The 21,513-nt window shown below is 71.5% G+C and carries 20 protein-coding genes, 3 tRNA genes and 1 pseudogene; 14 read left to right on the top strand and 10 right to left on the bottom strand.

Going from position 1 to position 21,513, the window contains the following annotated elements; translation table 11 throughout:
* Window positions 1-101: 101 nt before the first annotated feature.
* From GA0070610_RS28725 to GA0070610_RS28695, 7 genes are read left to right on the top strand one after another with little or no spacing between them, the layout of a single operon-like run.
* Complete coding sequence (locus GA0070610_RS28725) at window positions 102-1,178, top strand: radical SAM protein (protein ID WP_197697777.1); 1,077 nt, start codon at window positions 102-104, stop codon at window positions 1,176-1,178.
* A gap of 2 nt (window positions 1,179-1,180) precedes the next feature.
* On the top strand, window positions 1,181-2,263 hold the full coding sequence (locus GA0070610_RS28720; protein WP_089002926.1) for an enolase C-terminal domain-like protein: 1,083 nt from the start codon (window positions 1,181-1,183) through the stop codon (window positions 2,261-2,263).
* A gap of 7 nt (window positions 2,264-2,270) precedes the next feature.
* Complete coding sequence (locus GA0070610_RS28715; protein WP_089002925.1) at window positions 2,271-2,966, top strand: HAD family hydrolase; 696 nt, start codon at window positions 2,271-2,273, stop codon at window positions 2,964-2,966.
* A 2-nt stretch (window positions 2,967-2,968) separates the two neighbouring features.
* A complete protein-coding gene (locus GA0070610_RS28710; protein WP_089002924.1) occupies window positions 2,969-3,619 on the top strand; it encodes a GGDEF domain-containing protein in 651 nt (216 codons plus the stop codon).
* Between the two features lie 7 nt (window positions 3,620-3,626).
* Window positions 3,627-4,100: a hypothetical protein gene (locus GA0070610_RS28705; RefSeq protein WP_157747262.1), complete on the top strand. Its 474-nt coding sequence runs from the start codon at window positions 3,627-3,629 to the stop codon at window positions 4,098-4,100.
* Entirely contained in the window at window positions 4,097-6,271 is a 2,175-nt protein-coding gene (locus GA0070610_RS28700) for a phosphoketolase family protein (RefSeq protein WP_157747261.1), read from the top strand. The genes GA0070610_RS28705 and GA0070610_RS28700 overlap by 4 nt, the downstream gene beginning before the upstream one ends.
* Entirely contained in the window at window positions 6,268-7,266 is a 999-nt protein-coding gene (locus tag GA0070610_RS28695) for a radical SAM protein (RefSeq protein WP_089002921.1), read from the top strand. The genes GA0070610_RS28700 and GA0070610_RS28695 overlap by 4 nt, the downstream gene beginning before the upstream one ends.
* Window positions 7,267-7,315: 49 nt before the next feature.
* Here the strand turns inward: GA0070610_RS28695 and GA0070610_RS28685 are convergent.
* Window positions 7,316-7,794 (bottom strand): annotated as a pseudogene (locus tag GA0070610_RS28685) (transposase family protein); the annotation flags it as partial.
* A gap of 400 nt (window positions 7,795-8,194) precedes the next feature.
* Between GA0070610_RS28685 and GA0070610_RS28680 the strand changes: the two are divergent.
* Window positions 8,195-8,464 carry a hypothetical protein gene (locus GA0070610_RS28680; protein WP_157747260.1) on the top strand — a complete coding sequence of 90 codons (270 nt, stop codon included), beginning with the start codon at window positions 8,195-8,197 and terminating at the stop codon, window positions 8,462-8,464.
* A 119-nt stretch (window positions 8,465-8,583) separates the two neighbouring features.
* Here GA0070610_RS28680 and GA0070610_RS30750 read toward each other — a convergent pair whose 3' ends face one another.
* From GA0070610_RS30750 to GA0070610_RS28670, 3 genes are all read right to left on the bottom strand, one after another.
* Entirely contained in the window at window positions 8,584-8,853 is a 270-nt protein-coding gene (locus GA0070610_RS30750; RefSeq protein ID WP_157747259.1) for a hypothetical protein, read from the bottom strand.
* Window positions 8,854-8,869: 16 nt separating this feature from the next.
* Window positions 8,870-8,942 (bottom strand) — tRNA-Arg (locus GA0070610_RS28675).
* A 36-nt stretch (window positions 8,943-8,978) separates the two neighbouring features.
* Window positions 8,979-9,069 (bottom strand) — tRNA-Ser (locus tag GA0070610_RS28670).
* 765 nt (window positions 9,070-9,834) lie between these two features.
* Here GA0070610_RS28670 and GA0070610_RS28660 point away from each other — a divergent pair.
* Window positions 9,835-10,719: a hypothetical protein gene (locus tag GA0070610_RS28660; protein WP_231925841.1), complete on the top strand. Its 885-nt coding sequence runs from the start codon at window positions 9,835-9,837 to the stop codon at window positions 10,717-10,719.
* A 151-nt stretch (window positions 10,720-10,870) separates the two neighbouring features.
* Here GA0070610_RS28660 and GA0070610_RS28655 read toward each other — a convergent pair whose 3' ends face one another.
* Window positions 10,871-11,641, bottom strand: coding sequence for a CPBP family intramembrane glutamic endopeptidase (locus tag GA0070610_RS28655; protein WP_089003801.1), 771 nt, complete (start codon window positions 11,639-11,641; stop codon window positions 10,871-10,873).
* 178 nt (window positions 11,642-11,819) lie between these two features.
* On the opposite strand from GA0070610_RS28655, the gene GA0070610_RS28650 reads away from it, so the two are divergent.
* A complete protein-coding gene (locus tag GA0070610_RS28650) occupies window positions 11,820-12,938 on the top strand; it encodes a globin domain-containing protein (RefSeq protein ID WP_089002917.1) in 1,119 nt (372 codons plus the stop codon).
* Between the two features lie 162 nt (window positions 12,939-13,100).
* On the opposite strand, the gene GA0070610_RS28645 is transcribed toward GA0070610_RS28650, so the two are convergent.
* Window positions 13,101-14,618 (bottom strand): peptide deformylase, encoded by a 1,518-nt coding sequence (locus GA0070610_RS28645; protein WP_089003800.1) that lies wholly within the window; start codon window positions 14,616-14,618, stop codon window positions 13,101-13,103.
* A gap of 344 nt (window positions 14,619-14,962) precedes the next feature.
* On the opposite strand from GA0070610_RS28645, the gene GA0070610_RS28640 reads away from it, so the two are divergent.
* Window positions 14,963-15,694 carry an IucA/IucC family C-terminal-domain containing protein gene (locus GA0070610_RS28640; protein WP_392567346.1) on the top strand — a complete coding sequence of 244 codons (732 nt, stop codon included), beginning with the start codon at window positions 14,963-14,965 and terminating at the stop codon, window positions 15,692-15,694.
* Between the two features lie 51 nt (window positions 15,695-15,745).
* On the opposite strand, the gene GA0070610_RS28635 is transcribed toward GA0070610_RS28640, so the two are convergent.
* Window positions 15,746-17,566 carry a hypothetical protein gene (locus tag GA0070610_RS28635; protein ID WP_089002916.1) on the bottom strand — a complete coding sequence of 607 codons (1,821 nt, stop codon included), beginning with the start codon at window positions 17,564-17,566 and terminating at the stop codon, window positions 15,746-15,748.
* A 212-nt stretch (window positions 17,567-17,778) separates the two neighbouring features.
* Between GA0070610_RS28635 and GA0070610_RS28630 the strand changes: the two genes are divergently transcribed.
* Window positions 17,779-18,489, top strand: a complete 711-nt coding sequence (locus tag GA0070610_RS28630) for a class I SAM-dependent methyltransferase (protein ID WP_089002915.1) — start codon at window positions 17,779-17,781, stop codon at window positions 18,487-18,489.
* Window positions 18,490-18,511: 22 nt separating this feature from the next.
* Here GA0070610_RS28630 and GA0070610_RS28625 read toward each other — a convergent pair whose 3' ends face one another.
* Complete coding sequence (locus GA0070610_RS28625; protein ID WP_089002914.1) at window positions 18,512-19,045, bottom strand: YbhB/YbcL family Raf kinase inhibitor-like protein; 534 nt, start codon at window positions 19,043-19,045, stop codon at window positions 18,512-18,514.
* A 280-nt stretch (window positions 19,046-19,325) separates the two neighbouring features.
* A tRNA-Ser gene (locus GA0070610_RS28620) sits at window positions 19,326-19,412 on the bottom strand.
* Between the two features lie 95 nt (window positions 19,413-19,507).
* Between GA0070610_RS28620 and GA0070610_RS28615 the strand changes: the two genes are divergently transcribed.
* Together GA0070610_RS28615 and GA0070610_RS28610 are read left to right on the top strand one after the other, a co-directional pair.
* A complete protein-coding gene (locus GA0070610_RS28615; protein WP_231925840.1) occupies window positions 19,508-20,047 on the top strand; it encodes an AAA family ATPase in 540 nt (179 codons plus the stop codon).
* A 9-nt stretch (window positions 20,048-20,056) separates the two neighbouring features.
* Window positions 20,057-21,034, top strand: coding sequence for an NAD(P)H-quinone oxidoreductase (locus GA0070610_RS28610; protein WP_089002912.1), 978 nt, complete (start codon window positions 20,057-20,059; stop codon window positions 21,032-21,034).
* A 3-nt stretch (window positions 21,035-21,037) separates the two neighbouring features.
* Here the strand turns inward: GA0070610_RS28610 and soxR are convergent, their stop codons facing one another.
* Window positions 21,038-21,496 carry a redox-sensitive transcriptional activator SoxR gene (soxR, locus tag GA0070610_RS28605; RefSeq protein ID WP_089002911.1) on the bottom strand — a complete coding sequence of 153 codons (459 nt, stop codon included), beginning with the start codon at window positions 21,494-21,496 and terminating at the stop codon, window positions 21,038-21,040.
* Window positions 21,497-21,513: the final 17 nt, after the last annotated feature.

Below are 21,513 nucleotides of genomic sequence, written 5' to 3'. Positions count from 1 at the left end.
CCGACTTCGGCCGTCCACTCTCTCCACCTTGCTTCGACGCCCTCCTTGAGGATCCCCATCCCTGACGAGGCTCAACTCTGCCATGCTCGGAGGTAATTTCGATGACGGCAATACTTGAGAGTTTCGAAGAACTCCGGTCCCTGTCGCGGAAGTGGGACGTCAACGAGGAGGACATCCTCCTGATCGCCCTCAACAAATGCGGCGTGAAATCCCGCATCCCGAAGCCGCGGATGCGCATCAAACTGCGGTTGCAGACCCGATCCGACGAGGACATCTTCCTGATCCTGTCGCTGGGACGGATCGACTCTCCGTTTGAGCTCACCGAGGACGCGCTGTACTTCCGGGGAAGCCGCATTGCCTCGATCGAGGCGCTCGAGGACGACGATGCCGTGCTCGGCTACTTCCGCAACGGCACGAAGGTGCTGACGCTGAACTCCAATGCCCGCAGCCAATGCATCGGCTGCGCGTTCTGTCCGAACACCATGGAGTCTGCCTCCGACCCGCGGCTGGCCGCCCTCGACGACCTGGACAGCTATCTCGCGGCGCTGGTGCAGGACTTCGGCCTACCGGACATGTCCGGAATCGACAAGGTGACGATCTGCACCGGTTGCTTCCACTACGAGTCGCTCGCGCTCAAGCACCTCGCCGAGGTGCGCGAGGCGATGGGCCGGCATGGCTGCACCGGATACATCCATTTCCTCTCCAGCGTGCTGCGGTCGCGGGAGGCCATCGAGCAGGTCGCGGCCGCGGGACCGTTCCACCTCACCACGACGGTCGAGTGCTTCGGACGGCGGCCGGAAGTCCTCAAGGAGTCCAAGGCCAGCCTGACGCCGACGGACGTGATCGACATCCTGCGCGAGTGCGGCCGTGCGGGGGTCCTGGCCGACTACACGTACATCGTCGGGCTGGACCCGGAGGACCTCGCGATCAAATACCTCGAGCAGTACGCCCCGCACACGACTACCTTCCCCCGCTTCCAGATCTTCCAGCCGCACAGCCCGTTCATGGACATGTACGTCACCCCGGGCGGGCAGCAGATGGACTACTACCTGTCCATGCGCAAACAGATCGAACGCCTGTTCCACGACTCCGGGCTGCGGCCGAAGCCGTGGGAGAACTACCGCCCGCTGTGGTACTTCACCTTTGCGGACGAGCAGATCACCGGCGCCAGGATCTGACTGTGCGGACCGAGGCGACCGTCGCGGTCACGATCCGAGAGCTCGAACCCGCACCCGTGCAGCACGTGGTGCCCGGGTGGGCGCAACCCTGGATCCGGCCGGACACGACCTGGCCGGAGGAGCGTTCGTCGTTCGCCCTCAGCGCCCGGGACATGGCCGGCTACGAGGCGGTCGTCGGTCCTCTGAGCCCGGTCGTCGCGCAGTTGGTCAGAGACCAGTTCGGCCCGGCGCTCAGCAGCCTCACCACGCTTCCCCGGCCGGATGGCACGCTGCCCTGCGAGGGAAGGCATCGCAGCGGGAGCCATTTCCGACTGGCGCAGGCCGCGGTGGACGAGCTGGCTTTCCGGCTCACCGTCGCCCCGCAGGCCAGCCGCACACGCGACACCGTCGCCTGCTACGCCACGGCGATGGGGTTCGACCTCAACGCTCCAGTCGCCCCCGAGCTGGCCCGGTGGCTGCACGACGAAGGGTACGCCGGGCAGAAGTGGCGGCTGGTCGCCGACCACAGCGGTGACGTCGGCCAGGACGACCTGCGTGCCCTGGAGCGCGTCCTGCACGCCGCCAGCCCCTCGCCCGTCATGGTGGACGCCATCGGCACCTGGTCGAAGGCGACCGCGCGGCGGCTGCTGCCCGTACTGGCCGATCTGGGCATCCGGTGGGTCGAGGAGCCGTGCGGCGATCTGGCCGGCCTGGGGCGACCTGAGGCGACGTGGCCCCCGATCGCGGCCGGCGAGCACGCCTACGAGCCCGCCGACCAGTGGCGGCTGCTCGGCTCGGGCAGCGTCGACGTGTGGCAGCCAGACGTGGGCTGGAGCGGCGGCATCACACAGGCCCTCGCGACGGCGCGGGCAGCCCGCGAGCTAGGGGTGCCGACGGTGCCGCACGGCGGCACGCTGCGCTCCGCGTTGCTTCTGGCGGCGTACACCGACGACGTGACCGTGCCGTGGTTGGAATACCACCTGACCCAGGAGCCACGACGTCAGAGGTGCAGCGTCGATCCGGCGCGTCCAGCCGGTGGCAGGTTGTCCTGCCGCTCGGGAGAAGAGCTCCGGTTCCGCTCCGGCGAACCCATCATCCTGGGATGAGGACCCGATGTTGACCGACATCGACGTGGTGTGCCTGGACATCGGCGGCACAGTCGTGCAGACACCGCACGGTTCGTTCACCCGGCAGCTCGCCGAGGTGCTGGGCTGCGACTTCACCGAGGTGCGCGACCACCTCCAACCCTTCAAGGCGAGACGGTCCCCGGTCGAGCAGCTCGCAGTCTCGCTCGCGGAGGCCTTCGGCGCCACCCACCGCAAGGCCGAACTGGTCGAGCTGCTCGGCACCCTGGCCGACGAGGCGAGGCGTCCCGTCGTGTTCGACGACGCCGCCCCGGCGCTCTCCCGGCTGGCGGACAGCGGCGTCCGGCTCGCCATGCTCAGCAACGTCCTCGGCGCGGTCGCCCCGCCGGGCACCAGTCCCGTGCTCGGTCTCGACATCGCCGTTTTCCTCAGCTGCGACATCGGCGTGGCGAAGCCCAGCCCGGCGGCGTTCGAGCGGGTGGCGAACGCGCTCCGCACGCCCGCCTCCCGGATCCTGCACGTCGGGGACGCGTACGAGACCGACGTGCTGGCCGCGCTGCACGCCGGATCGCAGGCGGTATGGCTCCGTCGCGATCCGGCGGTCACCCATCCGGCCCCGGAGGCTCCCACAATCGGGGATCTACGCGAGCTTCCCGGACTACTGGGCATCGGTCCGATGCCGCCCATCCATCCGGCCAGCCCGAGAGAATACGGGGGCAATTGAGCATGCTGCCACGACAGCTGGACCCGCGCCGTTGGGAAGAGCGCACGCCGCAGCCGTTGCCGACGCGCGGCTGGTGCCGCACGGCGCGGCAGGACCCCATCACGGGCCTGGTCGCCTTCCCGGACTTCAACGCCGCCCTGCCCACCATGATCGGTGAGTGCTTCGGGGCGGGTCAGAGCCTCGGACTGGCGATCGGCGACGTAGACGGCCTCAAGGAGTACGTCGAGCGCTCCCGCGACGTCGATCCCCGGGCATTCGGTCACATGGCCGGGTGCGCGCTGATGAACGAGCTCGGCTCAGTGGCGGCGCAGTGGTTCGACGACATGCCGTACGACGCCGGGTGCGTGGCCACCTTCGGCGGCGACGAAGTAATCGTGGCGGTTCGGCTGGACCGGCAGGAGCGGTCCCTGTTCCCCGAGCGGTTGGGTGTCCTGCGCGACCGCATGATCGAGCGGCTGCCCCGTACGGTCTCCTTCGGGTACGGCGTCTTCCCGCACGACACCGTGCTGGGCGAGCGGGACGACGCCCGGGAGACGGCCGATCTGATGCTCGGCTCCGTCGACCAGATGCTGTTCCGGGAGAAGGCCGCGGTGCGTGCGGCAGGGCGGACGGTTCAGGGATTCCTCATCACCTTCCCGGTGCCTCATGGATGAGGCTCCGATGACACCGTCATACCCCGTGCTGCCCAGCGACCCGGGACAGGCGATCGTGACCGAGGGACGCGTGTCCGATGTCCGCGGACGGCTTGTGCTGGTGCTTCCCTTCAGCGCCCCGGTGGGCCGCTCCCGCGGTGTCCGCTACCGCACGGAGCTGGACGGGCGGCCGCCGCAGACCCGGGTGGTGATCAGCTCGGACGGCCGGGCGATCCTGCTCGACCGCGTGGTCGCCTCGATCGCCCTGGACACGGTCGTGCCCGTACGGCTGAGTCCGCTCGCGGCCCGCGGTGACCTCCATCTGCCGCGAGACCTGGTCGAGGAGGCCCACGACGCCGCGCTCGACCTGGGCGGCGTGCCGGATCACGAACTCGCGCTCATCATCACGATGCTCCGCGAGGCCTCCACGCCGCAGATCAGGCAGGCGCGGAAACGACACGTGCTCGCCTCCCTGCGGCCGGTGCCCGAGGAGCAGACTTGACCGCCGGGATGATCGACCACCGTACGGCGGTCTCGGCCTGGATCGCCGACCTGACGACCGCCGACGCGGCCGACCTCCAAGCGGTCAAGGACGCGCTCGACTACCTCTGCGTGGCCCAGCTGTACCTTCACGACAACGTGCTGCTGGAGCGGCCGTTGAGCGCCTCGGACGTCCAGCCGGCGCCAGCCGGACACTGGGGGGTGGGCCCACCGGTCAACGCGGTCCTCGCCGCTCTCGCCCCGCTGCGCCACCGACTCTCCGGCGACGAGGTGATGATCGTCCACGGTGCCGGGCACGCCGGCCCCAGCGCGCTCGCGATGTCCTACCTCAGCGGGGAGCTGGGGCGCCGGTACCCCAGGTTCGCCTGGTCGCGGGACGCGCTCGAGCGGCTCGTCCGGGAGTTCCCGCGCGGCCGGCACGGCCTGGGCACGGAAATCGGCCCGCAACTGCCGCACCAGCTCTACATGGGCGGGCAGCTGGGCGGCTCGCTGGCCTTCTCCTGCGGGGCCGCTCTCGACGCGCCCGGCCGGCTCGTCGTCCCCCTGATCGGAGACGGCGAGTGTGAGACCGGCATCCTGGCGAGCGCGTGGCTGGGCGCCGATGCGATGCACAGCGGCGGTTCGTCAGGCCACGGCATCGTCCTGCCCGTGGTCCTGGTCAACGGCCTGCGGATGGGCGACCGTTCGCTGCTCGGGAGGATGAGCGCGGGTCGGCTGCGGGCATATTTCGCCGGGCTCGGCTGGACCCCGCACCTGGTGGACGGCAGAGACGTCGGGGTCCTGCGGGACACGCTCGCCGCCGCCCTCGCCGCGACTGGTGACCTCGCCGCCGCCGACCGGCACGTCGTCGTGGTGACGATGCCCAAGGGACTGGGCGGCCCGGAGCGGGTCGAGGGCCGCCAGATCCAGGGCACGCCCCAGGTGCACAAGACGCCGTTGAAACGACCACGGGAGAACGCCGCAGAGCTCGCGGCGCTGGGAGCCTGGCTCACGCGGTACCGGCCGGCGGCCTTGATCGACCCGGACGGGGCTCCGGCGACCTCGATCCGGCGGGCGCTGCGGCCGACCCGGCCGCCCGCGCCCGCAGACCCGACGCCGGACGTCCGGCCCGATCCGGCGGGACGAGGCGGCGAGCACGGCGGCGCCTTCGCCACCGCGGTCCTACGGTCCCTCGGCCGCCGACGGCGGCCCTGGAGGGTCTTCTCGCCCGACGAGCTGACCTCCAACACTCTGGATCCTCGGCATCCGGTACTGACGGACCGCAGCATCGAGGTGCTCAACGAGGAACTGTGCCACCTGTGGTTGCAGGGCTACCTCGAGACAGGACGGACGGGCCTGTTCATCTCGTACGAGGCGTTCGCGGTCCTCAACACGTCTCTCGTCCGGCAGTACGCCAAGTATCGCCGCCTGGCCGCCGGCAGCCGGCCGGTTGCGAGCTGCAACTATCTGCTGACCAGCCTCGGCTGGAACAACACCTACACCCATCAGGACCAGACCTTCCTGACGGCCGTGCTCGACTGTGGGTTTCCCAAGACGAGCATCTACCTGCCGGCCGACGACCTGCGCCTGGAAGCGACGCTGGATCGCGTCATGGACGACTCCGAAGGCCTGAACGTCATCGTCGCCGGGAAGTACTACGAGACCGGCACCCGATTGCCGGCCGACACGATCGCCACGGAGATCGAGACCGGCTACTCGATCCTCAGCGGCGACGACCCGGACGCCGACCCCGACATCGTTCTGGTGGGCATCGGCGACGTAGCGCACCCGCAACTCAGCCGCGCGGCGGCGCTGCTTCGCGCCGGCGATCCGCACCGGGTCGTGCGTCAGGTCGTCGTCCACGACCTCGCGGCGTTCGGCGTACCCGAGGCACGCCGACGGTTCTCCCCGGCCGACGAGCGCAGGATCTTCGGACAGAGATCCGCGGTAGTGGTCGCCTCGAGCACCACCGCGACCCCCGTGCGCGCGCTGCTCTTCGACCGGGCCGGCCTCTCCGAGCGGTGCCTCGTCCGCGGGTACGTCGATCCCGGCCGCCACATCTCGGGCCAAGCGCTCCTCGAGCATTGTGGCCTTGACGCGCGATCGCTGGCCGCGGCCGCCGAACAGCTCCTGCAGCGCCGTGACACCTCGCTCCCGGCGCCAAGGCCGACAGAGCAGATCGGAGAACCGTGAACCCGGACTATGTCGCTCTCCTGCCCCAGGACGCCGAGGACCGCGATCGCGTCGTCATCGAGTGGGTGATGTCGAGTATCTGCAACTACAAGTGCTCGTACTGCCCGGACATCCTCCACGACGGCCGCATCCGCTGGCCGGAGTACGACGACATGGTCGACTTCTGCTCCCGGGCGATCCGCCACTACACCGCCCTCGGCAAGGACGTGACCGTCCTGTTCTCCGGCGGCGAGCCGTCGCGCTACCGCCGCTTCATGGAGCTGGCTGCGGCGACCCGCGCGATGGGCGCATCCGTGGCGATTCTCTCCAACGGCAGCCGGCCTGAGGCGTGGTGGACCGAGGCGCTGCCGCATCTCGACGAGGCTCTGCTGTCGTTCCACATCGAGCAGGCCGACGTCCAGCACTTCTCTGACCGCGTCGCACAGCTCTCAGCGGTCATCCCCACCCAAGTGAACGTAGTCATGGTGCCCGACCGCTTCGCCGAGTGTCTGGCGATCAGCGACGAGCTGCGGAACCGCCATCCGGCCGCCACCGTGCACTACAAGCCGATGATGGAGCACTGGCGACGGATGAGTGGCGGCTACGACCCGCAGGCCACGCAGGTCCTCTGGAACGCCAACATGGGTGGCGAGCGTCCGGTGCGCTTTCCGCGTGGCACCCTTCTGAAGGGCGACATGCTGCGGCTTGCCGCCGACGGCGCCGCGACCCCGGTCACGCCGATCGAGCTGATCCTCGGTGAGGACAACCACTGGCTGGGCTGGGAGTGCGCGATCGGCCAGGAGACGCTGTTCGTGGAGTTCGACCAGGTTCTGCGCAGCGTGTGCGGCGTCGGCGAACCGCTCGGCACGATCCGCGACCGCGATCTCATCTTCCCCGTCGGCCCGGTCACCTGCACGCGAGCGAGCTGCACCTGCATCGCCGGCATCAAAGCCAGCAAGAGCAGCCCGAACAGCCACGAGGTGCCGCTGCCGACACCGACGGTGCGAACCTCCTGAGGAATGTCTCGTAACCGGGTGAGGGCGTTGCCTGGGACGGGGTCGGCGGTCAGCCGGCGAGGATGATGTTGTGGAGGTTGGCGATGCCGGAAGCGGCGTCGTCAATGTGTGGGCGACGCGGCGTTAGTCGCGCAGGCTCTTGAAGCACTTCATCCTGGCCAGGGCGTGTTCGACCCCCGCTCGGACGGTGCGGTGTTCGACGTTGAGGGCTTCCTTCCAGGCTGGCAGGTCGGTGCCGTCGGCGGGCTTGCGGTACGGCATGATCACCTCGGGGTTGCCTCGGTAGCCGCCGTCGGCCATCACCGGCCGCCCGTCCAGCTTCTCGGCGATGCCCGAGGTGCGGTAGACGATGGTGTCGTTGCGGGTGCCGGGCTGCGGGTCGCCGACGGCGATGACCAGGCGGGTGCTGGCGTCGATGGCGATCTGCTCGACCGGCCGCTTACGCACCGGTGCCAGGGCCAGCAGCGGCGCGAGGGTGTCGATGACCCGGTGCGTGTGCTTCGCCGTGCCGGTACTGATCGGCGCCAATCCAAGACGTCCTCAGAGTGAACACCGGCACCGAGCACAGGCTGTCCGTAGTCCCGCAGGTGTCCACCAACCCGGTCGGGCGCTATGCCCGTTTTGGGACGCACCACCATCAATCACCAGGGGACCCCTATATTGATCGGCACGCATGGCCGTTTCGAGGTGTCACATGCCAACATGACTGCTTCAAGGTCCAGATATCTGGAGAACCGAGAGGCATCCCATGAAGACGACACGCACCCGCCGGGCCATACGCCGGACCGTGGCAATCCTAATGGCAGCATTGTTCGGACTGCCGCTGGCCGCATACGACCCCGCGCCGGACCCAGCGCAAGCCGCCCTTTACTGCTCCGTGCCGGCATTCCTTGGCGGGTACTACGGACCCGACTCGGACACCTGGCGGGTGTCCTCGGCGATTAGCTCCACCCTGGTGCCCGTCGGCGACCTCTGCCGACAGCACGACCGTTGTTACAGCGGGGCATGGGGCCAGTTCCGCAGCCAGTGCGACGACTACTTCCACACCGTGCTGCGGCAGCGGTGTTACAACTACTTCGATGTCTCCGGTCCGTACACTAAGCAGTCCCACTGCTTGGGCATCGCCTGGGAGTGGTGGGCGGGCGTCCGCTACGGAGGCAGCGACAACTGGGGCGGACCGCCGTCGTACAACAACTGACTGTTGACCCGCGCCGCACAGGTGCACGATCACACAGGTGGGTCCCGGCGTCTCCACTGCCGGGCCCACCTGGCCCTTCGGACAGACCGTAGATGTGACGACTTGCCGCAGGCCATCCCTCAGCGGGGCTTAGCGAGAGTGGGGCTGCTGGCCGCCGGCGCGTCGGGGATTGTGCCGGCGATGCGGTCGCAGTCGTAGGGATGCACCGGCAGCCATGTCCAGGACCAGCCCATCACCACGTAGCGACGCAGTTCGCCCCAGCACCAAACCCCGCCAAAACAGCACAGCGACAACGGAGCACCATCGGAGCACCAGATTCCAAGCCTTGGGAAGATCCGTCCCAAGGCTTGGAAGCGATCAAGGCCGTGACCGGCGTTTCCGCTGGTCACGGCCTTGATCGTGAAGTGCGCCCGAAGGGACTCGAACCCCTAACCTTCTGATCCGTAGTCAGATGCTCTATCCATTGAGCTACGGGCGCTCGGTGCTTGGCCAGTCTACACACCCGGCTTTCGCGCGGAGACTCCGGGATTCGAACCCGGGAGGGGCTTTAAGACCCCAACCGCATTAGCAGTGCGGCGCCATAGACCAGACTAGGCGAAGTCTCCCTGGTGGCCCTGCAGACCACCGCGCCCGAGAATACAGGGCACCACCCATCGGGGGCAAAGCGACTTCCCCCGACGCGCCCTCCACCTCTGCGCCGCGCCGCCTCCGGCGACCCCGGCCCTCGCCCCGGCCTCGCCTTCCACTGCTGTGCACGGGCGTGATCAGGACTACGCTCCATCGATATGCAGGAGCAGCCGCCGCGCGAGCCGAACCGCCGAGAGCCTGCTGAGGGGGCACGCCGCCGCTCCCCGAAGGCGACCTTCAGTCCGCCGGCCGCCCCGCCTGAGCCAGGCGGGCAGGAGGACCCCGGGAAGCGCCCCCGGCGGGCGAAGCCGGCGCCCGCGGTGCTCTTCCAACCGCCCTCGGCCGATCCGCCGCTGCCCCGCCAGGCCGACCGAGCGGCCGAACAGGCGCCACGGGAGCGGCCCGGCCAGGCGGGCGAGACCCGTGGAAGTGACATCGCGCACACCGGCGGCGGCGCGCCCGCCCCTGCCGGCGATCAGCCGGGATCCGCCACCGCTGCGGGCCCGCCCACCTCCGGCGTGGAGACCTCTGGCGGTGACGCCACCCCCGCGCGCAAGGTGCCCGGGAAGAGGGCGGTCACGAAGAAGACCGCGCCGACGCGACCGACGAGGGCGGGGGACGCGGCAGTCCAGGCCGAGGCGACGGCAGGCGCAGAGCCGGCGACGGCGGAGGGCGCGGCGCCCCCGGCTGCGACGAAGGGCACGGCCGCTCGGAAGACCACAGCCGCCCGGAAGGCCGCGCCCGTGAAGAAGGCGACACCCGCGAGGAGGGCCACACCCGCCGCGAGCGCCGAGCCCGCCCGGAAGGCGACGCCCGCGAAGAAGGCCACCCCGGCGACGCTGACCCCGGCGCCGGCAGCTGTCGAGGCCCCGCTCCAGGCCCCGGCCGCCACGCCCGACGCCGCCGCGCGCCCGCAGGTGGTCGAGCGGCACACCGGCGACGCGGCGGCGGAGACACCGCTGGGGCGTACGCCGGAAACTGTCCTTCGGCTGGCTGCCGCGCGGATGCTGGAGCATCCCGGGTTCGCGCCGGAGTTGCTGGCCCTGGCCGCCGTCGAGGCGGTCGGGCCGCGCGCCCGCGACTGGGCGCAGCGGCTCCGGGAGGCGTACCCCGACGCGGGTGCCGACGGGTTGGCGCGGCTCGCGACCAGGCGGTTCGTCCGGCAGGCCGGGGCGGGCGGGGCGACCGCCGCACTGGCGGGGCTCTTCGCGCCGGTGGCCGAGCTGGCGGCCGTGCTGTGGGCGCAGGCCAACCTGGTGCTGCACCTCGCGGCGGCGTACGGCCGGGATCCGGCGCATCCGGACCGGGCGGTGGATCTGCTGGTGCTGACCCGCGTGCACCCGGACGCGGAGAGCGCGCGGGCGGCGCTGGCGGCGGCCCGGGCGGCGGACGCGCCCGACGAGGCGGGCTGGCCCCGGGCGGCGGAGGCGGCGTGGCGGCTGGCGGCGCCGTTGGCCGCCCAGGCCGGCGGCTGGCTGGCGCTGCGGATGGCGTCCCGGCTGCTGCCCGGCGCGGCGGTGCTCGTGGCGGCGGCCGGGGACGCGGCGGCGGCCGAGCGGCTCGCCGCCCGCGCGATCACCGCCTACCGGCGACCCGCACCCGCTGACCACCGCCGCCCACCCGCCTGAGCGAGCCCCCCTCCCCGGGGAAGAGGCGGATCGCCGGAGATCTTGGCAGGAAACGGCCCCCGGAGGGGCACTTTCCTGCCAAGATCTACAAGCAGATTCGGAGCAGGGCGGCACCCGGCGGAGGGGCGGGGAGGGGAGGGGCTGGCAGGGGTCAGAGCCAGTCGAACCACTCCCGCGGCAGCATGGCGTAGCCGACGAAGGCGACGACGTCGAGCAGCGTGTGCGCGACGACCAGCGGCATGACCCGGCGGGTACGCAGGTAGAAGAGGCTGAACACGACGCCCATCACCACGTTGCCGAGGAAGGCGCCGAAGCCCTGGTAGAGGTGGTACGAACCGCGCAGCAACGCGCTCGTCGCGACGATCGCGCCGATCCGCCACTGGAGTTGGCGCAGGCGGGTGACCAGGTAGCCGACGACGATCACCTCCTCCAGCACCGAGTTCTGCACGGCGGCGAGGATCAGCACCGGCACCGTCCACCAGAGCTCGGGCAGCGCGGCCGGCACCAGGGTCGCGTTGACGCCGAGCTGGGCCGCCGCCCAGAACAGCGCCAGGCCGGGCAGGCCGATGAGCGCGGCCAGGCCGGCGCCGCGGGCCAGGTCCTGACCGGGCCGCCGGGCGTCCAGGCCGAGCGTCCGCGCCGGGTCGCCGGGGTCCCGCGCCAGCAGGTGTACGGCGAGCAGCACCGGCAGCAGCGCGAAGACGATCCCGAGCAGCTGGTACGTCAGGTCCAGCCACTGCCGGGGTGACGCCGAGGTGTTGAGCGCGGCGGTCTGCTTCGACAGCGGCCCGTCGGCGGTCAGCTTCGCGATGATCGACACCGTCGCGTAGACGGCGGACTGGCCGAGCGAGAGGCCGAGTACGAGCAGCGTCTCGGTGCCGAGCATCCGGCGCGTCGCCGGGCGTTGCAGCTCAACGGTCACCGCACCACTCTGCCCGACGCCTCTCGGGGTGAGACCGGCGACCGCGCCGACGTCACCGGGCGGCGGCACCGCCCGAACGAGCCTCACGAGCCGATCGCACATTCTGTGCGACCAGTCGACACGCTCCGTGGACATTCTATGGGTGCCCGATCCGCCGTCAGGAGAAGGAGCGCGCCCCGTGGACGACTTCGCAAGGCTGCTGAAGGAGAGCTGGACCCTGGTCGAGGAGCACCGGGAGCGGCTGAGCGGTCACTTCTACGCCCGGCTCTTCCTCCTCGACCCCGAGCTGCGCAAGCTCTTCCCGGTGGAGATGACCGGGCAGGGCGACCGGATCCTGGAGGCCATCGTCACCGCCGCCCAGACGGTCGGCGACCCGGAGAGCTTCGACGAGTACCTGCGCGCGCTGGGGCGGGACCACCGCAAGTACCACGTCGGCGCGGCGCACTACGAGACCATGGGCGTGGCGCTGCTGGACGCGCTGCGCAGCGTCGCCGGCGACGGCTGGAACCTGGAGTACGACCAGGCGTGGCGGGACGCGTACGCGGCGATCACGGAGAAGATGCTGGCCGGCGCGGCTGCCGACGACAACCCGCCGTTCTGGCACGCGGAGGTGCTGACCCACGAGCGGTACGGCAGGGACACGGCCGTGCTGACCTGCCGGGCGTTGCAGTTTCCGCTGTCGTGGAAGGCCGGGCAGTACGTGAGCCTGGAGGTGCCCCGCCACCTTCCCCGGGTGTGGCGCACCTACTCGGTGGCGAACGCCCCGAACGACGACAACCTGCTGGAGTTCCACGTCCGTACGCCGGCCGGCGCCGGCTGGGTGTCGGGGGCGCTGGTGCGCCGGGTGAAGCCCGGCGACCTGCTGCGGGTGGCGGCGCCGATGGGGTCCATGACCCTGGACCGCGCCTCGGAGCGGGACATCCTCTGCGTGGCGGGCGGCGTCGGGCTGGCTCCGATCAAGGCGCTGGTGGAGGAGCTGGCCGGCTACAACCGGACCCGCTGGGTGCACGTCTTCTACGGCGCCCGTACGGCGGCGGACCTGTACGGCCTGGCCGGGCTCCAGGAGCTGGTGGCCGCGCACCCGTGGCTGTCGGTCACCCCGGCGTGCAGCGAGGATCCCGACTTCGACGGCGAGCTGGGCGACGTCTCCGAGGTGGTCAGCCGGTACGGCCCGTGGACGGCGCACGACTGTTACGTCTCCGGTTCCGCCCGCATGGTCCGGGCCACTCTCCGGGTCCTCGCCGAGGACGGTGTCCCGCCGGAGAACACCCGCTACGACACCTTCGGCAACCTCTAGAAGCGTTCCTCCCCCCGAACCGGGGCGCGTGCCTCTGCCCCCTGGGGCACGCGCCCCGGTCCCCCAGACGGGCGGACCGGCACCGCCCCGCACGACCACGTCCGCCCGGCCGTCCTTCCCACCCGCGCGGACGTGGTCGTGCCGCCCGGCTGGCGCATGGAGTCAGTAGCGCCAGGGCTGGCCGGTCTCGCGGTACTCCTCGACCGGGACCAGCGGCACGCCCGGCGCCATCCGGTCGACGTAGAGCCGCCCCTCCAGGTGGTCGATCTCGTGGGCGACGAGCCGGGCCATGCCGAACTCGAACGAGGTGATGATCCGGCTGCCGTCGTACTGGGCGTGCTCCACGTCGAGCCGCAGCGGCCGGGGCACCAGGCCACGGTGGTCGAAGAACGAGAGGCAGCCCTCGTACTGCTCGTCGCTGTCGGGGGAGGCGTCGACGACGCGGGGGTTGAGCAGCACGACCGGGTCGGCCGACCGGTCGGGGGGCCGGACGACCGCCACCGCCCGGCCGAGGCCGAGCTGCGGGGCGGCGATGCCCACCCCCTTGCGGAACGGGTGCAGCTCGTCGAGGCGGACCAGGGTCGCCGCGAGGCGGTCGGCCACCTCCCGGGCCGCCTGTTCCTCGCGGGGCAGGTCGAACGGGCGCGCCGGCTGGCGGAGCAGGTCGTCGCCGCGCTGCACGATGCCGATTCCGCGCATCCGCTCGCTGGGTCGGACCCGCCCGGCCTCCTCCGGTTCGGCCTCCGGCCGGCTGCGGAACCGCCACTGCAACCGGTAACGCGCGTTGAGCGGGGGGTCCTCGGTCGCCCAGTCGAAGATCACCCGGTCGGCGTCCTCCCGCTTGGTGACCGGCGTGCGCAGCGGGCCCTCCTCCGCCGAGAGCGAGGTCTCCGCGCCCCAGACCTGCGGGTCGAGGGCCGCCGGAAAGTCCAGGCGTACGGCCATCTGCCGGGTGGGCAGCCGGACGGCCCGCTGGAACCAGGGGCCCCACTTGTCGTGCCCGACGCAGTAGGCGTACTCGATGGTGGCCCGGTCGCCGGGGTAGAGCGGGAAGCGCCGGTCGGTGTTCTCGAAGAGCAGCCACAGTTCCTTGAAGGCGTCCCGGTCGTGCTTGGCCCGCCAGTGCATCGCCTCCCGCTCGTCCCCGTCCTCCCGGTACGCCTGTAGTCGCAGCTCGGCGAAGGTCAGCGGGTGTTCCCGGTGGTGCAGGTTGGAGCGCCCGGGGTCGTTGGGGTAGCGGTCGACGGCGACCCGCACCAGGTAGCGGGTGACGGGCTCGGTGCCGGCGTTGTAGAGCTCGCGCCGGATGACGCAGCGGTAGGCGTCGTCCAGGTGGGTGAGGGTGGCGAGTTCCCGCTCGACGATCAGGCCGGTGCCGGGCGGCATCCACTGCCCGGGTACGGGTGGTTCCCGGTGCGCCCGCTCGGCCCGGGCGTGGCGCAGCTCGTCGTACTCCTTGAAGCGCTGCCAGATGGCGCCGCTGGCCTCCAGCACGGCCTCGGCGCGGCGCGCGAAGTCCTCGGTGGGGCGGTGCCGCCGCCCCTCGACGTGGCTGACGTACGACGGGTCGAAGCGCATCAGGGTAGCGAGCTGCTTCTTGGACAGCCCCCGACCTGTGCGGTGCCGGGCGACCTCGGCGGCGAAGGAGTCGGCAGCCCGATCGAGCGGTGAGGTCATCAGCTTCCTCGTGGCCGGGAGTATCAGTTTCACGTTCTGTGGCGACGCGCACACGGAACTGGCACCTTGCCGACACGAACGTTGACAGGAAGCGATGACTGTCGATACTGGGGCGGGTTTTCCGCCCGGGGGTCGGGTAGTACGCCGACCAGTGGGCGAAGTGACCGGCCCCTCCTGATCCGACAGAGGCGAGGCTTCCCTTACCGCACAGACTGTGGTTAGGCTAGCCTTACCAGTGACGGGCGTACCGCCCGGCGACGGCGATGAGGGGGCGGGTGAGTCCAGTGACAGCGGTGCTGCCGGAGCGGGACGTGGCCGCCGCGCCGCTGGCGCCGGTCACCGCCACGATGCGCGCGATGTTCGGCACGGACGACGTGCCCGGTCTCGCGCCCGGCCTGCTGGTGCACGACGAGTTCGGCTGGCAGCCGGCCACCGCGCTGGTCGGCGGCGCTCTCCTGCCCGACTTCCTGCGTTCGGCCGCCTCGCGTTGGGGTGGCACCCCGCACGCGTGCGCCGCGCTGGCCTGGAAGTCGTACAGCTACTGGACGGCGCTGCCCGTGGTGCTGGGCTGGGCCTCGGCCCGCCGGGTTCCGCTGCTGGACCCGGCCGACGTGCTGATCCACTTCGAGGACCACCGGCCACTGCTCACCATGGGCCTGCGCCACTCGACCACGGTCGCGGTCCTGCCGGGCGACCCGCTGGCGCTCGCCGGGCTGCCCGAGGTGCGCGTCGTCGCGGACGAGGCGGAACTGCTCCGGGCGCTCCGGGCCTCGCTGCTCGACACCCACCTGGCCCCCATGGTGGCCGCGATCCAGGCCGAGGTCCGCATCGGCGCGCGCACCCTGCTCGGGTCGGTGGCCTCGGGCATCGCCCACGGCATCCTCCGGGCCGCCGACGCCCTGCCCGGCTCGTCGGTCGAGACGATCGAGACGCTGCTCGGCGCGCTCGACCTCGCCGACCTGGTGGAACTGGTCCCGGGCCCGAACGGCGAGCCGACCGTGCAGCGGCGCACCTGCTGCCTCGCGTTCACCCTCCCCAAGCCCAAGATCTGCCAGGGCTGCTGCGTCCGCCAGACCTGACGACCGGCCGTCCGGCACGCCGCCGCTCCCCACGCCCCGATCCCGCCGGCGTCAGTCCGTGAGCGGGCGCACGTCCCAGAGCCAGACCCCTCCGGTGTACGTGGGATGGACGCCGGTCAGCTCGGTCATGCCCCGGCGCAGCGCGTCGGCCTGCCGGTGCGGCCCGAGCACGACCGCGCCCGCCCGCCAGTACCGCAGGTCACCGACCGCGTCGACCCGCGCCTGCGGGGTGATCGGCGGCACCGCGCCGGTTCGCCGGATCTCGCCGAAGAACTCGCTGGTGGGGCGGGGCGGCGCGGAGAACAGGGCCACCCGGTCGCGGCCGGGGCGGGTGTCCGGGCCGAGGAAGTAGCCGCGGGCGATGGGCATGTCCAGCCCGGTCCGCGCCGACCAGCGCAGCGGATCGGCGTAGTGGGTGTCGGGCAGTGGCAGGGTCACGATGCTCCGCCCGCCCTCCACGTACGGCCGCCAGGCGCCCGAGGTGACGAAGTCGGGTACGGGCTCCAGCCGGGTGGTGGGCAGCGGGGTCGGCAGGATCGGCAGCAGGGCCATGGCCAGGACCGTGGCGGTGGCGAAACGGATCTGCGGGCGTGCCCGCGGGTGCCGGGCGGCCAGGGCGCGTACGTGCTCCACCCCGTACGCGAGCAGCACCCCGACGATCGGGGTGATCGCCAGCGCCCACCGGGTCGGCACCACCGAGTGCAGGACGGGCAGGTTCTCCAGCGCCGCCCACGGGCCGGGTATCCCGGTTTCCCTGCCGCCCAGCTGCACCTCCCGCCCGAGGGAGAGCAGGCCGAAGAGGAGCGCGAGGACGGCGAGGCCGCGTACCACGACGTTGTCGCGCAGCCACCAGAACAGGGCGACGACGAGCACCACAAGCGGCCAGCCGAAGAAGGCATTCTCCTCGGTGGGGTTCTTCGCCAGCCCCTGCGCGCTGCGGGCGTCGCCGGCCAGGGACTCCCGCGAGTACGCCACGAACGACGCGAGGTCCGTCGAGTAGCCCCGGATCAGCCGGGACAGCCCGTTGTAGGCCCCCGGGCCGAAGAACTGGACGTACAGCGGGTACGCGAGCACCACCAGCGCCCCGGCGGCGGCCACCCCCAGCCCCGCGAGGAACGGCCGGGCCCGGCGGCGCAACCCGGGTCGGCCGAGGGCGAGCGCCCCGACGACCACGCCCAGCCCGATGGCGGTCATCAGCAGCACCTCGAGGTTGAGGAAGGCCTGCCACACGATGACCAGCGCGAGCAGCAGCCCGTTGCGCAGCCAGCGCCCTGGCTCGGCGAGTCGCAGGGTGCGCCAGACGATCAGGGGCACCACGTACTGCGAGACGATGTTGGGGTGCGCGTTGGCGTGCGAGACCATCGCGGGCGCGTACGCGCAGAAGGCGGCGCCGAGCCAGGCCGGCCCCCGGCTGTCGACGACGACCCGGGACAGCAGGAAGTACCAGGCCGTGGCCGTGGCGATCATGCCCAGCGTGAGGAAGAGCAGAAACGACGCCCGGGTGCCCAGCAGGAGCGTGACGGGCGTCATTGGCAGAGATACGGATAATACGGACGTATTTGCCATGAGATTCACGCTCTCCGGCACGTTCATCCGGTCGGAGGTGAATGGATCAACAAAATCGGTCAGCACCCGCGCGCCGTGCGCCATCATCCACTCGAACTGCGACTGGTCCGTGCGGTTGTCCCGGATGCCGTGCGACGGGCGCAGCCAGAGCCGCGCGGTCACCCAGAAGCCCAGCGCCACGAAGCTCGCCACGGCGGCGGCGTCGACCCACCACCCCTGCCAGGCCCGTACGCCCCGGTCGGGCTCGTCCGCCGACACCCCGGGCCCTGACCCGCCGGCGGGGAGGCCCGATTCAGGAGTAGTCATGACGATTCGTAGAGTAGTCAGGCTATGGCGCCGCCGTGACATGTTTCGGGGTACTGGCGTACTATGTGCCGGGTTCGCCGACCGCCGATCACGTGCCAACCTCCGACCGCATTTCGGCCACCCCGGGTGCCCCGATTTTTCTGCCGCCAGTGCGGATGATTCACTCTGTCGGTCCAGGCGCGGGTCGAGTTCATATCGTGAGGAATCGACGCATGGCAGAAATCACTGGGGATCAGCGCGTGCAGTCCGAGGTCCTGGAGGGCCTCGCGACGGCGGTCAACCACCGCCGCTGGTTCGTCGAGTTGGCCCTGCCGTACCTCGGTGACGACCCGATCGAGATCGGCAGCGGGCTCGGCGACTACGCGCTGGAGTGGGCGGAGCGGCTGCCCCGGTTCACCGCCACCGAGGCCGACCCGGACCGGCTCGTCTCGCTGAAGGAGCGGCTGGCCGACCAGCCCCACATCGAGGTCCGGCAGATGCTGCTGCCGCACCCCGACCGGGGCGACTACAGCGCCGCGGTGTCGTACAACGTGCTGGAGCACATCGAGGACCACGTGGGCGCGCTGCGCAGCATGCGCGACCTGGTCCGACCCGGCGGCAACGTCATCATCATCGTGCCGGCGTTCCAGTTCGCGATGAGCCCGGCGGACATCGCCACCGGCCACGTACGCCGCTACACGAAGAAGACCTTGGCCGCCGCGATGACCGACGCCGGCCTGACGGTGGAGAAGATCCACTACGCGAACGCGCTCGGCCTGATCGGCTACTTCATGGCGACCAAGGTCTTCCGGCTGATGCCGAAGGAGGGCCCGATGGTCAAGGTCTACGACACCCTGGTGCTCCCCGTCACCAAGGCGGCCGAGCAGCGCCTCCTGCCCCCGTTCGGGCAGTCCGTCTTCGCCGTGGCCCGCGTACCCTCCTGACCGTCTCCCATCCCGGCCCGGGTCAGTCCTTGACCTGGAAGGTCGGGCGGATCACGGCCCGCGCCAGGGTGTGGAAGGCCAGGTTGAAGCCGACGTAGGCGGGGGTCGCGTCGGGGGTGACGTCGAGGCGCTCCACGTCCAGGGCGTGCACCGCGAAGACGTAGCGGTGCGGCCGGTCGCCGGCGGGCGGGGCGGCACCGCCGTAGCCCTGCTCGCCGTAGTCGTTGCGGACCGTGAAGGCGTCGCCGAGGTCGTCCCCGGCCGCGCCGCGCGGCAGCCGGGTCACGCCGGCCGGCAGGTTGACCAGCACCCAGTGCCAGAACCCGCTGCCCGTCGGCGCGTCCGGGTCGAAGCACGTCACCACGAACCCCTTGGTCTCGGCCGGGAAACCGGACCAGGTGAGCTGCGGCGAGACGTTGTCGCCGCCGACGCTGCCGTGGGCGTACGCGGCGTCCATCGGCTCGCCGTTCTGCACGTCGTCACTGGTCAGGGTGAACGACGGGACGGTCGGCAGCAGCTCGTACGGGTCCGGGGCGATCGGTCGTTCCAGGGTCATCGGGGCAGTCCTTCCGGTGCGCGGTTGTCTCTCCGCCCCCTTCTTACCCCGTCGGCGCCCGCGATCGAACCGGGGCGGTGGTGATCGCCGAGCCGTTCCCCGGGCGAAGGGGTCACAGAAGCCGATGAGCCACTGCCGCCGAACGCTGATACCTGCCAGGCATAAAAATACCTGTGTGGTATCGAGGTGGGGGACTACACCGCCGGCCGTCGAGGTTCCGGCGCAGCGGCCCCGGCCTAGAAACCCGGGGCTGAGCTGCTCGACCGGAGATCGAATGAAGCGGAGGGTGTGGGATTCGAACCCACGAAGACATCGCTGCCTTACCGGTTTTCAAGACCAGCGCCATCGGCCACTAGGCGAACCCTCCCGCGCCGCGCCCGTGAGGTACGCGACCGTGCCTAGTCTGCCACGGACCCGCTGCGGGCGAGCGGGCACGGCACCCGCCCTGGGATGATCGGCGGCGTGTGGGAGAGCCCGTCGGTGGTGCTGATCAGCGGGATCATGGCCGCCGGAAAGTCCACCGTGGCCGAGGCGCTGGCCCGGCGGTTGCCCCGCGCGGTGCACCTGCGCGGCGACGTGTTCCGACGGATGGTGGTCAGCGGGCGGGAGGAGATGACCGCCGCGCCGTCGGCGGAGGCGTGGCGGCAGTTGCGGCTGCGCTACGACCTCGCCGCGGCGGCGGCGGACCGGTACGCCGCCGCCGGCTTCACCGTGGTGTTGCAGGACGTGATCCTCGGCGCGGAGCTGCCGGCGATGGTCGACCGCGTCCGGCACCGGCCGCTGGCGGTCGTGGTGCTCGCGCCGAGCCCCGAGGTCGTCGCCGCCCGCGAGGACGCACGGGAGAAGAAGGGATACGGGGACTGGCCGGTCGCCGCGCTGGACGCGGAGTTCCGGGCGGAGACGCCCCGGATCGGGCTCTGGCTCGACAGCTCGGCGCTGACCCCGGCGCGGACGGTGGACGAAATCCTGGCCCGGGCGTGGACCGACGGACGGGTGGGGTAGACACGGAACATGCGCGCGATGACGATCCCGGAGCCCGGCGGACCCGACGCACTGGTCTGGAGCGAGGTGCCCGATCCCGAGCCCGGGCCGGGCGAGGTGATCGTCGACGTGCGGGCCAGCGCGGTGAACCGGGCCGACCTGCTGCAACGGCAGGGGCACTATCCGCCGCCGCCCGGCACGTCCGCGTACCCCGGGCTGGAGTGCTCCGGGGTGATCAGCGCGATCGGCCCCGACGTGGCCGGCTGGGAGGTGGGCCGGGAGGTCTGCGCGCTGCTGGCCGGCGGCGGCTACGCGGAGCGGGTGGCGGTGCCGGCCGGGCAGCTCCTGCCGGTGCCGGCCGGCGTCGACGTTGTCGACGCGGCAGCGCTGCCCGAGGTCGCCTGCACGGTCTGGTCGAACGTGGTGCGGGTGGCCGGGCTCGCCAAGGGCGAGACGCTGCTGCTGCACGGCGGCGGCAGCGGGATCGGCACCTTCGCGATCCAGCTCGCGGTCGCGCTCGGCGCCACCGTGGCGGTCACCGCGCGGGCCGCCAAGCACGAGCGGCTGCGGAAACTGGGCGCGGCGCACACGATCGACTACCGCGAGCAGGACTTCGTCCAGGAGGTCCGGCGGGTCACCGGCGGTCGGGGCGCGGACGTCATCCTCGACATCATGGGCGCCGCCTACCTGCCCCGGAACGTGGCGGCGCTGGCCACGGGCGGCCGGCTGGTGGTGATCGGCATGCAGGGCGGCCGCAAGGGCGAGCTGGACCTCGGGGCGCTGCTGGCCAAGCGGGGCACGATCACGGCCACCGCGCTGCGCTCCCGGCCGCTGGACGAGAAGGCCGAGATCGTCCGCGGCGTCCGCGAGGAGGTGTGGCCGCTGGTCGAGTCGGGCGCGGTCCGGCCGGTCGTGGACCGCCGGGTGCCGATGACCGAGGCGGCGCGGGCGCACCGGCTGGTCGAGTCGAACGACCACGTCGGCAAGGTGCTGCTCACCACCGGCTGACGCTCAGGGCGTCGGCTGCTCGGCCGCGCGGGGGAGCACGAGGCGGGCGCCGGGGCCCTCGCCGGCGAGCGAGTCGCCGGGGTTGTTGAGCGTGCAGCGTTGCAGGGACAGGCAGCCGCAGCCGATGCAGCCGTCAAGGTCGTCGCGGAGCTTCGTCATCAGCCGGATCTTCTCGTTCAGCCGCTCCCGCCACGTCGCGGAGAGCCGCGCCCAGTCCTCCGCGGTCGGGACCCGCGACGCGGGCAGGGAGTCCAGCGCCTCCCGGATCTCCTCCAGCGAGATGCCGACCTGCTGGGAGATCCGGACGAACGCCACCCGGCGCAGCTCGGTGCGGGCGTAGCGGCGCTGGTTGCCACCCGTCCGCTCCGCCCGGATCAGCCCGAGCCGCTCGTAGTAGCGCAACGCCGAGGGCGCCACACCGCTGCGGATGGAGAGCTGGCCGATGGTCAGAGACTCGTGCATCACGTTCGCCTTGAGTT

Source organism: Micromonospora echinofusca (assembly GCF_900091445.1).
Classification (GTDB): Bacteria; Actinomycetota; Actinomycetes; order Mycobacteriales; family Micromonosporaceae; genus Micromonospora; species Micromonospora echinofusca.
This window is presented reverse-complemented; position numbering and strand designations above follow the sequence as displayed.